Source organism: Nitratireductor sp. PBL-C9 (assembly GCF_050877045.1).
GTDB lineage: Bacteria > Pseudomonadota > Alphaproteobacteria > Rhizobiales > Rhizobiaceae > Nitratireductor > Nitratireductor aquimarinus.
In genome coordinates, this window is record NZ_JBPAXW010000001.1 from 56,542 (window position 1) to 70,073 (window position 13,532).

Genomic DNA, 13,532 nt, shown 5'->3' on the forward strand with positions numbered 1-13,532 from the left:
ATGCATGTCCTCATTCGCGGGGCCGGCATTGCCGGCCTCACGCTGGCCCATGAGCTTGTCCGGGCGGGCGCGCAGGTGACTGTCTGCGACGTTCGCACCGGATCGGCGGGCAGCGCCTCATGGCTTGCCGGCGGGATGCTTGCGCCCTGGTGCGAGCGTGAAAGCGCGGAACAGCCGGTTCTGACACTGGGACGCCTTGCGGCGGACTGGTGGGACACGGCGCTGCCCGGCCATGTGTTGCGCAATGGAACGCTGGTGGTCGCGCCTGCGCGCGATGCAGCAGAACTCAACCGCTTCGCCACCCGCACGGGCGGCCATGATTGGCTGGATGGCGACGGCGTGGCGGCACTGGAGCCCGATCTCGCCGGACGGTTTCGGCGTGGGCTTTTCTTCCGGGACGAAGCGCATCTCGACCCGCGCCGGGCGATGACGGCGCTGATCGCCGGGTTGAAAGCGGCAGGTGTACGCTTCGCTTACGGTAATGATACGCCGGTTGAGGCGGACAGGATTGCCGATTGCACCGGCATGGCGGCCGCTGACGACGGGTTGCGCGGGGTGCGCGGCGAAATGCTTCTGCTGCGCACGAAAGAGATCAGCCTTTCACGCCCGGTGCGTCTGCTTCATCCGCGCATTCCGGTCTATATCGTGCCGCGTGAAGGGCATCACTTCATGGTCGGCGCGACGATGATCGAAAGCGATGATGACGGGCCGATCAGCGCCCGCTCGACAATGGAACTCCTGAACGCGGCCTACAGCCTGCACCCGGCCTTTGCGGAAGCGAAGATCGTGGAGACGGGCGCCGGCGTGCGCCCGGCCTATGCCGACAATCTGCCGCGGGTGAAGCAGACCCGGGAGGGGATCAGCGTGAACGGCTTTTATCGCCATGGCTTTCTGCTCTCGCCCGCAATGGCGCAGGAGGCGGCGGCCCTGATCCTGAAAGAACGCGTGGAGGCTCTGAATGAAGCTCACGGTTAATGGCGAGGAGCAGCGCGTGAAGGCAACGACGCTTGCCGCCCTTCTCGACGAACTCGACTATGCGCCCGACTTTCTCGCCACGGCGCGTAATGGCGAACTGGTGCCGGCGGGAGAGCGCGTTCTCTGCACACTCGATGAAGGCGACCGGATCGAAATCCTCTCGCCCATGCAGGGAGGCTGACATGCTGACGCTCTACGGCGAAACACTGACATCGCGGCTTCTGCTGGGCACTGCGCAATACCCCTCCCCCGCCATCATGGCCGAGGCGGTGCGGGCTTCGGCCTGCGATATCGTGACCGTTTCGCTGCGACGCGAGACGGCGGGAAACCGCACGGGCGGGCAGTTCTGGGAGCTGATCCGGGAACTGGGCGTGCGGGTTCTGCCCAACACGGCCGGATGCCACTCGGTGAAGGAAGCGGTGACCACGGCGCAGATGGCACGCGAGCTTTTCGGCACGGACTGGATCAAGCTCGAAGTGATCGGCCACCATGACACGCTTCAGCCGGACGTGTTTGGCCTCGTGGAAGCCGCGCGCATCCTGAGTGCCGAGGGTTTCCGGGTGTTTCCCTACACGACCGACGATCTGGTGGTGGCCGAACGGCTTCTTGAGGCGGGATGCGAGGTTCTGATGCCTTGGTGCGCGCCCATCGGCTCGGCGCGCGGGCCTGTGAACGTGGACGGATTGCGGGCGATCCGGGCGCATTTCCCCGACATTCCGCTGATCGTGGATGCGGGACTTGGACGCCCCTCGCATGCGGGCATGGTGATGGAGCTTGGTTTCGACGCGGTTCTTCTGAACACGGCCGTTGCAAAGGCCGGCGATCCGGCAGCGATGGCGGCAGCCTTTGCCGGGGCGGTCGAGGCCGGCCACGTGGCCTTTCGCGCCGGGCCGCTGGAGCCGCGCGACATGGCCGTTCCCTCAACCCCGATTATTGGCAAGGCCGTTTTCGAATGAAGCTTGATCCCTTTTATCTCATCGTTGACAGCGCGGCGTGGATTGCCCGGCTTGCGCCTCTGGGCGTGAAGCTGGTGCAGTTGCGCATCAAGGAGATGGATGAGCAAAACCTCAAGGCCGAGATCGCCGAGGCAAAGCGCATCTGCGCCGGTCACGACTGCCAGCTGATCGTCAACGACCACTGGCGGCTTGCCATCGAGACGGGCTGCGACTTCATCCATCTGGGACAGGAAGATCTGGCGGAAGCCGATCTTGGCGCGATCCGCGCGGCGGGGATGAAGCTTGGCATCAGCACCCATGATGGAGCGGAACTGCGCACGGCGCTCGCCGAAAAACCGGAATATGTGGCGCTCGGCCCGGTCTATCCAACGATCCTGAAGAAGATGAAATGGGCGCCGCAGGGGCTCGACCGGCTGGCCGACTGGCGAAAGCGTGTCGGCGATGTGCCGCTGGTGGCGATTGGCGGGCTGAACCCGGAGCGGTTGCCCGGCGTGTTTGAAGCGGGTGCGGACAGCGCCGCCGTGGTGACGGACATAACGCTGAACCCCGATCCGGAAGCGCGCACCCGCGAATGGCTTGCGGCGACGGAGAAATGGCGATGAGTGCGGCGCATGTGCTGGTGGTCGCCGGCTCGGATTCCTCCGGCGGGGCCGGTATTGCGCGCGACATCGAGACGATTTCGGCGTTCGGCGTGAAGACATGCCTTGCCGTGACGGCAGTGACCGTGCAGACGCATGAGGCGGTGAGCCGCGTCGACCTCTGCGCCCCTGAGATGGTGGAAGCGCAGATGTTTGCCGCCCTTTCGGCCAACCGGGTGACGGCGATCAAGATCGGCATGCTGGGAGCCGGTGAGACGGTGGAGCGCGTCGCGGCCATTCTGCGCGCAAATGCCGACATTCCGGTGGTGCTCGATCCGGTGATCGCTTCGTCTTCCGGGCGGGCGCTGCTTGCCGAAGACGCGATTGAAACCATGCGCGAAAAGCTGATGCCGCTGTGCAGCCTTGTTACGCCAAACCTGCCGGAACTGGCGATTTTGACGCGAGAGGAAGAAGCGGAATGCGAGGCTAACCGGCATGCCCAGGCAGGCCGGATGCTTGCCGGGGGCGTGCGCGCGCTGCTGGTGAAGGGCGGACATGCGCGTGGTGTTCGCGCGGTTGACACGCTCTTTCGGGCGGACGGGCCACCGCTTCATTTTGACGGACCGCGCCTGCCCGGCGCAATGCGCGGCACCGGCTGCATGCTGGCGAGCGCCGTCGCGGCTGGCCTTGCCCGGGGCGATGCACTTGAGGCAAGCGTGCGGACGGCCAAAACCCATCTTTCCGAACGCTGGCTGGCTGCCTGAGGCAGGCTGCACCCGGCTGTCACTCAGCGTCAGCCTTGGTGAGACACTAAAACCATTTCAATCCTCGTTCGATGGCGTATAAAACGCCCCGCGCCTGCGGGCGCTTTTCCTTTCAGATCACAAGTTCAGGCAAAGCCATGACCGAGAAGACGTTTCACATCAATCTTACCTGCGAAGATCGCCCCGGCATCGTGGCGGCAGTGACGACGGAACTCGCCGGTCTGGGTGCGAACATCGCTGAATCCAACCAGTTCTGGGATCGCCAGAGCAACCGCTTCTTCATGCGCATTGCCGCGACCGCGCCCGAGGGCGTGGAACGCGACGGGCTGATGCGCGCGCTGGAGCCGGCCATTGCGCGCTTCGACATGAAGACCGCGATGAGCGACACGACGCGGCGGCCGAAGATCATCATCATGGTGTCGAAGTTCGATCACGCGCTGCTGCACCTGCTCTACCAGATCCGTGTCGGCTGGCTGGACGCCGAGGTGGTGGCCATCGTTTCGAACCATGAGGATTCACGCCGCACGGCGGAGATGGAGGGCATCCCCTATCACTGCTGGAAGGTGAACAAGGAGAACAAGCAGGAGCAGGAAGCAAAGCTGCTTGAGCTGTTCAAGGAGACGGGCGCGGATCTCGTCATCCTCGCGCGCTATATGCAGGTGCTTTCGAACGAGCTCTCGAACCGTCTCTACGGCAAAGTGATCAACATTCACCATTCGTTTTTGCCGAGCTTCAAGGGCGCGAAGCCCTATCATCAGGCGCATGAGCGCGGCGTGAAGCTGATCGGCGCGACGGCGCATTATGTGACGCCGGATCTCGATGAGGGGCCGATCATCGAGCAGGAAACCGAGCGTGTGACGCATGCCATGACGGCAGAGGATTTCGTTGCCACCGGCCGCGACATCGAAAGCCGGGTTCTGGCCCGCGCCGTGAAGCTGCACCTGGAAAACCGGGTGATGATGAACGGGCACAAGACGGTCGTCTTCGGGTGACACCTGTCAACAGAGTGTCGTGAAGGGCGCTCTGGTGTTTTGATCCCGTTCTCCGGTTTTCGTCATGCCCGGCCTTGAGCCGGGTATCCATGCCGTCGTCGGCGCAAATGATTGCGGTTCTGGCATGGATCCTCGGGTCAGGCCCGAGGATGACGAGGTGTGGAGGTGGGCTGGGGGTGTTCAGCTCGCGGTAGCGCTGTTTTGCCTCTGCGCGCGGAAAGTGCGTAGGAAGGCGGGGGCTGGCATGCGCAGGATGTCGCCGATCACGCTGAGGGTTGGGCGTCCCGCTTTGCTCTCCGGTTTTCGTCATGCCCGGCCCTGAGCCGGGTATCCATGCCGTCGTCTGTGAAAATGATTGCGGTTCTGGCGTGGCTCCTCGGGTCGGGCCCGAGGATGACGAGGTGTGGAGGTGGGCTGGAGCTGGTTCAGCCCGCCGCAGCGCGGTTTCGCCTGCGGGCGCGGAAGGCGAGCAGGAAGGCGAGGCCCAGCATGCTTGCGGTGATGGCGTAGAGTGTCAGCGCGATGGGGCTTGAGACCAGAATCTGGAAGTCGCCATTCGAGATGGAGAGTGCGCGGCGCAGATTGTTTTCCATGTCCGCACCCAGAAGCAGCCCCAGAATGACCGGCACCAGCGAGATGCCCAGCATGCGCAGGATGTAGCCGATCACGCCGAACCCCACCATGACGAACAGGTCGAAGGTGGAATGGCTGATCGAGTAGACGCCCAGGAAGCTGACCATCACGACGAAGGGCATCAGCACCCATTGCGGCATGGAAAGCATGCGCGTGAACAGGCCGATCATCGGGATGTTCATGATGAGCAGCGCGACATTGGCCAGGTAGAGCGCGGCGATGAGGCCCCAGACCAGTTCCGGCTGCCGGTCGAAGAGCAGCGGGCCGGGCTGGATGTTGAGCGAGATGAGCAGCGCCAGCATGACGGCGGTGGTGCCGCTGCCGGGCACGCCGAGCGTGAGCATGGGGATGAGCGCGCCGCCGGACGCGGCGTTGTTGCCGGCCTCGGGCGCAGCGATGCCGCGCGGATCGCCCTGCCCGAATTTGCCGTCCTTGGCGCTCCAGCGCTGTTCGGCGATGTAAGACATGAACGCGCCGAGTGATGCGCCGGCGCCCGGCAGGATGCCGCAGACAAAGCCGATGACCGAGCCGCGCAGATTGGCCCAGCCGCCGGACATCATGTCCTTGAAGCGCGGCAGCGCACGGCCAAGCGGGACCATTTTGGTTTCGCCCTGATGCACCCGCTCCAGATAGACCAGCACTTCGGAGATGGCGAACAGGCCGACAATGGCGACGATGGGGTCGAACCCGTCATAGAGATGGAACGAACCGGCGGTGTAGCGCGCGGTGCCCGTGGCCGGGTCGAGACCGACCGTCGCGATCATCAGGCCGATGAAGGCCGCGAGCAGCGTCTTGAACGGATTGACCGAGGTGATGCCGCCAATGGTGGCGAACGCCATGACATAGAGCGCGAAATAGTCGGCGGGGCCGAAATAGATGGCGGCCTTGGCCAGAAGCGGCGCAAACAGGGTGAGGCCGATGGTGGCGAAGGTCGCGCCGATGAAGGAGGCGACGGCGGAGATGGCGAGCGCTTCCGACGCCTTGCCGGCGCGCGCCATGGGGTAGCCGTCGAGCGTTGTCATGATCGCCGGTTCATCGCCGGGGATGTTGAGCATGATCGACGAAATGCGCCCGCCATACATGCAGCCATAATAGATGCACGACAGCATGATGAGCGCCGAGGTGGGCTCCAGCCCGAGCGAGAAGGCGAGCGGGATGAGAATGGCAACGCCGTTTACCGGACCAAGGCCCGGCAGCGCGCCGATCAGCGTTCCCGCAAAGCAGCCGAACAGCGCCAGAGCCAGATTGGTCGGCGTGATGGCGACCGCAAAGCCTTGCGCAAGGGCGGAGAGCATATCCATGAAATCAGCTCACGAATTCTGGGAGAAGCGGCAGCGGCAGGCCGAGCAGCTTGTCGAAGGTGAGGAACAGGAACGCGCTCATGATTGCCGCCGAAGCGATGGATTTCGGCCAGGAACTGCGCAGAATGCGCCCGAAAAGCGCGACGGCGATGAAGGTGGCAAGCGGAAAACCGAGCACTTCCAGAAAGCCCGCATAGGCAAGCAGCAGCGAGACCGCCGCCACCTGCAGCAACAGCGGCTTGCCCGTGACCCAGGCCGGTTCCTCATCGGGCCGGATGATCATGACCAGGCTGAGAATGGCCGCAGGCACGGACAGCATGACGGGGAAGGCCGCGGGGCCAAGAGGGTCGCCGAAGCTCGCCTCATAGTCTCCCGCGGTCACGCCGTACCAGATCGAAATGGCCAGAAGAAAAAGGCCGACGATCCTGTCTGTCACTTGATGACTCCGATCTCCTGGGAAATCTTGCGCATCTGCTCGGACTGGTCCTTCACATAGGCTTCGAATTCGTCGCCGCCGCGCCAGACCGGAACAAGGCCGTTGGCCTGCGCCGTCTCTTTCCAGTCATCGGTGTCATAGAGGTTCTGCAGACGGTCGACCCAGGCGCTGTAGCCCTCGTCGGACACCTCGCCGCCCGTGTAGAAACCGCGCCAGTTGTAGCCGGTCACGTCGAGGCCCTGCTCCTTGGCGGTCGGGGCGTCGGGGAAGGCTGGAATGCGGTCGTCGGAAAGGGCTGCGAGAATACGCACATCGCCCGATTCCACAAAACCTGCGATCTCGCCGAGATCGGTGGAGACCGCCTGCACCTGACCGCCGATCATCTGCGTGACGGCCGGGCTGCCGCCGTCGAACTGCACCCAGCGGATCTGCTTGTAGTCATCGCCGGAAAGGCCTGCGGCCTGCGCCAGCATGAGAAGGCGGATGTGGTCCCAGCCGCCCGCACCGGACGAACCGGCGACGGCAAGCGCGCTCGGGTCTTTCTTGAGCGCCGCAACCAGATCGTCGAGCGTCTTGAATTCGGAGTCCTTCGGCACGAGAATGACGCCGACATCGGTGCCGAGCATGGCAACCCAGCGCATCACGGATGTGTCTGCCGGATATTTGCCCTGCGCGATCTGCGTGACGCCCACCGTGGAGGTGGCGACCATCAGATCCGCGTCATCGGCGCGCGAGGACATGACCTTGGCATAGGCAACTGCGCCCACGCCGCCCGGCATGTTGGTGACCTGCACCGGGGCGTCCACGCGTTTCTGGTCAAAGAGCATCTTGCCGATGGTGCGGCAGGTGAAGTCCCAGCCGCCGCCGGGGTCGGCGGGCGCAATGCATTCGGCTGCCGTCGCGCCGGCAACGGAGAGCGACGTCCAAACGACGGCCGCTCCAAAGAGCTTCGATAATTTCCTCATCAAGTCCTCCCTTGTTGAAACCGAGATGCGAGATCCCGAAACCGGTTTCCCTGACCGGCCTCAGCCTCCTTCCACGAACCCGCGCGCGCCAAAAAGGCGACGCGAATCCTCCAGCGCCTGCAGGATCTGCCCACGCACATCCTGCGCATGCCTGCGAATGGCGGCGGCGGCCTCCTCAGTCCTCCGCTGCCTTACAAGCGCTATGATTTCATTGTGTTCGCGATGGGCGATCGCGCGCGCCTCCGGCGAGCTGGCAACCAGCCAGCGGGCGCGGATCGTGCGGTTGACCGCATCCTGCACCGCGTCGCGCAAAAAGCGGTTTCCCGAAAGGGCCGCAAGCTGCACGTGAACGTCGAGCCCGGCCTCGAACCAGTCGTCCGGCGTGAAATCGCTTAAGCCCTCATCCACCGTGCGCAGAATGACATCCAGCTCTTCGGGCCTGGCGCGTTCGCAGGCAAGGCGGATCGCCGCATCCTCGACGATCTCGCGGTATTCGAAGATCTCTTCGAGCTGCTGGAGATCGAATGGCGCAATGGCGTAGCCGCGTTCTGCCTTGACCACGAGCCCTTCGCGGATCAGTTCCGCCAGCGCCTGCCGGATGGGCGTGCGCGACACGCCATAGGCGGCCTCCAGCGAACGCTCCGAGACGACCTCGCCCGGCGCGAGCTTGAGCGACAGCACATCGCCGCGAATGCGCGACAGGACGCGCTCGCCAAGCGGCTGTTCGGACATGTCGCGCGCGGCCTCACCCATGGGTCGTCTGTCTTCCTCCCGGATGCGCAGCCGATGCCCGGGCCGCGCCATTGTTCTTCCGGTCGCCATTTTCTGAAGGGCCATTGACCGGACTTTGCGAGACGGTATACCAATCCGGTCTACCGATGCAATCAGGTGGGAGGAAAAATCGTGACAGCAGCAACCGGCCACCATGTGAAGGGCTTCCCCGAGACCGTCAGCGTCATCGAGGTGGGGCCGCGCGACGGATTGCAATCGGAACCGGAATTCGTGCCGACGGACCGGAAAATCGCCCTCGTCAACGGGTTGATCGATGCCGGCATCCGTCATCTGGAGGTGACCTCCTTCGTTTCGCCGCGCGCGGTGCCGCAACTGCGTGATGCAGCAGATGTTCTGGCCGGGATCGACCGCTCGAAGGGTGCGGTGCTGACTGCGCTGGTGCCCAACGCAAAGGGCGCGGTTCGTGCAGCCGAGGCCGGCATCGACGCGATGGTCGTTTTCATGTCGGCGTCGGAGAGCCACAATCTGAAGAATGTGAACCGCACCCGCGCCCAGTCTCTGGAAGGATTTGCGGACATCGTGCGGATTGCCGGAGAAGCGAACATTCCCGTCTTCGGCGCGATTGCGACGTCTTTCGGCTGCCCGTTTGAGGGCAATCTGCCGGTGAGCGCCATCGTGGACATTGCACGGGCCTATCGGGACATGGGCATCACCACGCTTTCGCTGGGCGACACCACCGGCATGGCCACGCCGCCGCTGGTGCAGGAGCGCTGCCGCGCGCTTGGCGAGGCGGTGCCGGAAGCCGACATCGCGCTGCATTTTCACAACACGCGCGGTGTGGGGCTGGCCTGCGTCTATGCCGGGCTTCTGGAAGGCGTGACCCGCTATGAGGCAAGCATTGGCGGGCTCGGCGGCTGCCCCTTCGCGCCGAATGCGACGGGCAATATCTGCACCGAAGATCTGGTTTACATGCTGGATGAATGCGGCGTGGAAAGCGGCGTCGATCTCGACAGGCTGATCAGGGTTTCGCGGCAGGCGGAAGCGGTGATCGGGCGCACCCTGCCCGGCCAGGTTATGAAGGCGGGGCCACGGCTTCAAACCTACGGCATGGACAGTGTTGCGACGGCCAATGGCTGACGGGATGACCGACATGAAAGCGCCTCTAGACGGTATCCGCGTCATCGACCTGACCCGCGTTCTCTCCGGCCCCTTCTGCACCATGATGCTGGGCGACATGGGCGCGGAAATCATCAAGGTGGAGCCCGCCAAGGGCGATCCGATCCGTGAACAGGGCACGCTGCGGGATGGGTTTTCCGCCTATTATGCGAGCTTCAACCGCAACAAAAAGTCGGTCGTCATCGATCTTTACAGTGAAAGCGGCCGGCAGGTTCTGGAACGCCTGATCGCCGGCGCGGATGTGCTGGTCGACAATTTTCGTCCCGGCGTGATGGCCAGGATGGGTTTTGGCGAAGAGCGCCTGAAGGCGCTGAACCCGAAGCTGGTGACCGCCAATGTGAACGGCTACGGCTCGACCGGCCCTTATGTGGAGCGCCCGGCTTTCGACTTCATCGCACAGGCGATGAGCGGGCTGATGGGCGTGAACGGTGCGGAAGGCGGGGAACCCATGCGGGTTGCGCAGCCGATCACCGATCTGGTGGCCGGGCTCTATTGCGCTTTCGGCATCGTCAACGCGCTGCGCGCCCGCGACCTGAATGGCACGGGACAGCATGTGGAAACCGCCATGATGAATGGCGCAATCAGCATGATGGCCTATCTGGCATCCGAATATTTCACCACCGGGGAACTGCCCGCCCGTACCGGCAACGACCACCCGCTGGTCGCCCCTTACGGGCTGTTCCGGGCGAGCGATGGCGAAATTGCGGTGGCTCCATCGAATGATGTGATCCTGAAGCGCTTTCTCGATGTGCTGGGGCTTGGCCATCTGCTTGAGGACGCGCGCTATGACACGAATGAAAAGCGTTTCGGCCGACGCGCCGAACTGAACGAGATGATCAACGGCGCGGTCGGCGGCGACACGCAGGAGGCCTGGATTGCGCGCCTGAACGCAGCCGGTGTGCCCTGCGGCAAGGTGCAGAACCTGGCCGAGGCGCTGAACGACCCGCAGACGCGCGCGCAGGAAATGGTGATCGAGGTGGACCAGCCGAACCATGGGCCGATCCGGATGCTGGGTTTTCCGGTGAAGCTGAGTGGAACGCCATGCCGATTACGCCACCCCGCCCCCGCACTGGGGGAAGACACCAGGGCGGTTCTGGAAGCGAGCGGTTTCTCTGCAGACGAGATTGAGGCGCTGGCAAGAGAAGGTGCCATCGGTAGCAATTAGGCTGTGGCATTCAACGCGCCACCCTTGGATCGGCGTTGAACGGCACCCATATGCCGGGGAGTATCCTGCCCCTCCGGAGTTTCCCCATGGTTCCGTTTTCCGTTCTCGATCTGGCTCCCGTTCCCGAGGGTTCGAGCGTTGGAGACGCCCTGCGCAATACGCTTGATCTGGCGCGCCACACCGAGAGCTGGGGTTATCGCCGTTTCTGGCTGGCCGAACACCACAATATGAGCGGCATTGCCAGTGCGGCCACCGCAGTGCTTATCGGCCAGGTGGCTGCGGCGACACAGTCGATCCGCGTTGGTGCGGGCGGCGTGATGCTGCCAAACCATGCGCCGTTGGTCATCGCAGAACAGTTCGGCACGCTCGCGACGCTTTATCCCGACCGCATCGACCTCGGTCTTGGTCGCGCGCCCGGCACCGACATGGCGACGGCGCGTGCGCTGCGGCGCGGGCTGGAAGATGGCGACGGCTTTCCGCGCGATGTGATGGAACTGATGGCCTATCTCGGCGACGGGCAGCCCGGCCAGCAAGTGCGCGCCATTCCCGGCGCGGGCACGCATGTGCCGATCTGGATTCTCGGTTCAAGCCTTTATGGCGCGCAGCTTGCGGCGCATCTGGGCCTGCCCTACGCCTTCGCCTCGCATTTTGCACCCGCGGCGCTGGAACAGGCGAGCGAGATCTATCGCCAGACCTTCCGTCCTTCGGAGCATCTGGAGAAGCCGTATTTCATGATGGCGCTGAACGTTTTTGCAGCCGATACGGACGCGGAAGGCTTGTTTCTGAAGTCCACAATGCAGCAGGCTTTTGCCAATCTGCGCCTCGGGCGGCCAGGCCCCCTGCCCCGGCCGATGGAGAATGTGGAAGCAACATTCGACCCGGCAATCGCGGCAGGTGTGGCGCAGGCGCTGGCCTGCACGGCGGCGGGCAGCCCGGAGACGGTGCGCGATGCGCTGCATGGTTTCATCACCCGCTACGGGCCGGATGAAATCATCATCACCGGCCAGATCCACGACCATGAGGCGCGCCTCAAATCCTTCCGGATCGCGGCGGAAATTCTTTCAGAAACCCGGACTTCGCAGGAGGTCTGAGGTGACAGGATGGCCCCATAACAGCTCTGTTAGAGATATGCTTTAAGCCTGAACTGATCCAAGGATTTTGGAAAATTTGGTCTGATCGACCTTGAAATCGGCAAATTAAGACCAAACGAGTTTTTGCTCCTGTTATCGTCGAGTGAACAAGAGCGCGGGGAAAACGCGCCTTTCTTCGAACGATAATGGGAGAGAGACATGTCGTCCTCGCAAAAGGCATTGCCGAGCTTACCGCTTGCGCTCACGCCGGTGCTGCTCACGCTCATCGTGCTTGGCGTACAGCTATTCTACTTCGACGATTTCACCCCGCATGTACCATTGGCCATAGGGCTGGCGATTACCGGCCTTGTCGGCGTCAAGCTGGGGTTTGACTGGGAAGACATCGAAAAGGGCGTGTTCCACGTCATCCACGTGTCACTGCCTTCCGTTTCGGTTCTGATCACGGTTGGCATGATCATCGGCGTGTGGATCGCGAGCGGCACGGTGCCGACGCTGATCTATTACGGTCTCACCATCCTGTCTCCGCAGATATTCCTCGCCGCCGCCATGCTTTTGTGCGCGGTCGTTTCGCTGTCGCTGGGAACCTCGTGGGGCACGGTCGGCACGGTCGGCCTGGCGCTGATGGGCATTGGCGCGGGGTTCGGCATACCCGTCTACTGGACGGCAGGCGCGGTGGTTTCCGGCGCGTTCTTCGGTGACAAGGTTTCGCCGCTCTCCGACACGACGAACCTTGCCCCGGCGGTGACGGGTGTGGACGTGTTCTCGCACATCAAGAACATGATGCCGACCACCATTCCCTCCATGCTGATTGCGCTCGGTATCTACCTTTTCGCCGGCTATGCGCTGATCGAGTCCGGTGGTGCATCCTTTGACAAGATCACCGCGATCACCTCGTCGCTGCAGGACAATTTCGTGATTTCGCCCTGGCTGCTTCTGCCGGCCATTCTGGTGATCGCGCTGGCCGTGAAGCGCATGCCGCCTATCCCCTCTCTTTTTGCAGGCGTTCTGGCTGGCGGCCTGACGGCGATGCTCGTGCAGGGCGTCGGGCTGCATGATGTCTTCACCTACGCCAATAGCGGCTACAAGATCGACACGGGTGTGAGCGAAATCGACTCGCTGCTCAATCGCGGCGGCATCCAGTCGATGATGTGGACGATCTCACTGGTGCTGATCGCGCTGGGCTTCGGCGGGGCTCTGGAGAAGACCGGCTGCCTGGAGACGATCATCCGCGCCATCATGATGAAGGTGAAGAGCTTCGCCGGCATCCAGACGGCTGCCGTCGGCACCTCGATGGCGACCAATCTGGTAGCAGGCGATCCCTATCTTTCCATCGCGCTGCCCGGCCGCATGTATGCGCCGGTCTATCGCGGCATGGGCTATTCCACGCTCAACCTGTCGCGGGCGATCGAGGAAGGCGGTACGCTGATTTCGCCGCTGGTTCCGTGGAATGCTGGCGGCGCATTCGTCATCAGCGCGCTGGCGCTCGGCGTCTCGGACGGGCATCTGGAGAACCTGCTCTACATTCCGCTCGCCTTTGCCTGCTGGCTCTCACCGGTGATTGGGCTCGTCTATGCCTATACGGGGCTTTTCTCGCCACGGGCGAGCGAGGCGGAGATACAGGGCTGGCACGATAGCGGTGAGACCATCGCTGATCTGAGCGACCATGGCTGGGAGACACCCGCCATACCGAGCACGACACCGGCGGAATAAGCCGCTGTGACACGGACAGGCCCCTTGGATGGACGCGCGGTGATCTACGGGGCCTGTT

Annotated in this window: 14 protein-coding genes; 10 read left to right on the plus strand and 4 right to left on the minus strand. The window is 63.5% G+C overall.

What is annotated here, in order from left to right; all coding sequences use genetic code 11:
- The 6 genes from thiO to purU all read left to right on the plus strand — a co-directional run bounded on the left by thiO (nucleotide 1) and on the right by purU (nucleotide 4,265).
- Entirely contained in the window at nucleotides 1-975 is a 975-nt protein-coding gene (gene thiO / locus ACRTG1_RS00280) for a glycine oxidase ThiO (RefSeq protein ID WP_432515503.1), read from the plus strand.
- Nucleotides 959-1,156 (plus strand): sulfur carrier protein ThiS, encoded by a 198-nt coding sequence (gene thiS / locus ACRTG1_RS00285; RefSeq protein WP_432515504.1) that lies wholly within the window; start codon nucleotides 959-961, stop codon nucleotides 1,154-1,156. The genes thiO and thiS overlap by 17 nt, the downstream gene beginning before the upstream one ends.
- 1 nt (nucleotide 1,157) lies before the next feature.
- Nucleotides 1,158-1,931, plus strand: coding sequence for a thiazole synthase (locus ACRTG1_RS00290; protein ID WP_113157032.1), 774 nt, complete (start codon nucleotides 1,158-1,160; stop codon nucleotides 1,929-1,931).
- Nucleotides 1,928-2,533: a thiamine phosphate synthase gene (locus ACRTG1_RS00295; RefSeq protein WP_206553092.1), complete on the plus strand. Its 606-nt coding sequence runs from the start codon at nucleotides 1,928-1,930 to the stop codon at nucleotides 2,531-2,533. The genes ACRTG1_RS00290 and ACRTG1_RS00295 overlap by 4 nt, the downstream gene beginning before the upstream one ends.
- Nucleotides 2,524-3,273: a hydroxymethylpyrimidine/phosphomethylpyrimidine kinase gene (locus tag ACRTG1_RS00300; RefSeq protein WP_432515505.1), complete on the plus strand. Its 750-nt coding sequence runs from the start codon at nucleotides 2,524-2,526 to the stop codon at nucleotides 3,271-3,273. The genes ACRTG1_RS00295 and ACRTG1_RS00300 overlap by 10 nt, the downstream gene beginning before the upstream one ends.
- A gap of 137 nt (nucleotides 3,274-3,410) precedes the next feature.
- The gene (gene purU / locus ACRTG1_RS00305) at nucleotides 3,411-4,265 is read left to right on the plus strand and encodes a formyltetrahydrofolate deformylase (RefSeq protein WP_113157158.1); all 855 of its coding nucleotides are present in this window, start codon (nucleotides 3,411-3,413) and stop codon (nucleotides 4,263-4,265) included.
- 425 nt (nucleotides 4,266-4,690) lie between these two features.
- Here the strand turns inward: purU and ACRTG1_RS00310 are convergent, their stop codons facing one another.
- The 4 genes from ACRTG1_RS00310 to ACRTG1_RS00325 are packed head-to-tail and all read right to left on the minus strand — an operon-like array spanning nucleotide 4,691 to nucleotide 8,353.
- A complete protein-coding gene (locus ACRTG1_RS00310; RefSeq protein WP_317088408.1) occupies nucleotides 4,691-6,199 on the minus strand; it encodes a tripartite tricarboxylate transporter permease in 1,509 nt (502 codons plus the stop codon).
- A gap of 4 nt (nucleotides 6,200-6,203) precedes the next feature.
- On the minus strand, nucleotides 6,204-6,635 hold the full coding sequence (locus ACRTG1_RS00315) for a tripartite tricarboxylate transporter TctB family protein (protein ID WP_162742448.1): 432 nt from the start codon (nucleotides 6,633-6,635) through the stop codon (nucleotides 6,204-6,206).
- Entirely contained in the window at nucleotides 6,632-7,600 is a 969-nt protein-coding gene (locus ACRTG1_RS00320; protein WP_206548962.1) for a Bug family tripartite tricarboxylate transporter substrate binding protein, read from the minus strand. Before ACRTG1_RS00320 ends, ACRTG1_RS00315 begins: the two co-directional genes overlap by 4 nt.
- Before the next feature lie 60 nt (nucleotides 7,601-7,660).
- Nucleotides 7,661-8,353 carry a GntR family transcriptional regulator gene (locus ACRTG1_RS00325; RefSeq protein WP_297559067.1) on the minus strand — a complete coding sequence of 231 codons (693 nt, stop codon included), beginning with the start codon at nucleotides 8,351-8,353 and terminating at the stop codon, nucleotides 7,661-7,663.
- Nucleotides 8,354-8,503: 150 nt separating this feature from the next.
- On the opposite strand from ACRTG1_RS00325, the gene ACRTG1_RS00330 reads away from it, so the two are divergent.
- The 4 genes from ACRTG1_RS00330 to nhaC all read left to right on the plus strand — a co-directional run bounded on the left by ACRTG1_RS00330 (nucleotide 8,504) and on the right by nhaC (nucleotide 13,474).
- Nucleotides 8,504-9,469: a hydroxymethylglutaryl-CoA lyase gene (locus ACRTG1_RS00330; RefSeq protein ID WP_432515506.1), complete on the plus strand. Its 966-nt coding sequence runs from the start codon at nucleotides 8,504-8,506 to the stop codon at nucleotides 9,467-9,469.
- Between the two features lie 13 nt (nucleotides 9,470-9,482).
- On the plus strand, nucleotides 9,483-10,673 hold the full coding sequence (locus ACRTG1_RS00335; protein ID WP_432515507.1) for a CaiB/BaiF CoA transferase family protein: 1,191 nt from the start codon (nucleotides 9,483-9,485) through the stop codon (nucleotides 10,671-10,673).
- 86 nt (nucleotides 10,674-10,759) lie between these two features.
- Nucleotides 10,760-11,764, plus strand: coding sequence for an LLM class flavin-dependent oxidoreductase (locus ACRTG1_RS00340; RefSeq protein WP_432515508.1), 1,005 nt, complete (start codon nucleotides 10,760-10,762; stop codon nucleotides 11,762-11,764).
- A 198-nt stretch (nucleotides 11,765-11,962) separates the two neighbouring features.
- The gene (gene nhaC, locus ACRTG1_RS00345) at nucleotides 11,963-13,474 is read left to right on the plus strand and encodes a Na+/H+ antiporter NhaC (protein ID WP_206546436.1); all 1,512 of its coding nucleotides are present in this window, start codon (nucleotides 11,963-11,965) and stop codon (nucleotides 13,472-13,474) included.
- Nucleotides 13,475-13,532 lie beyond the last annotated feature (58 nt).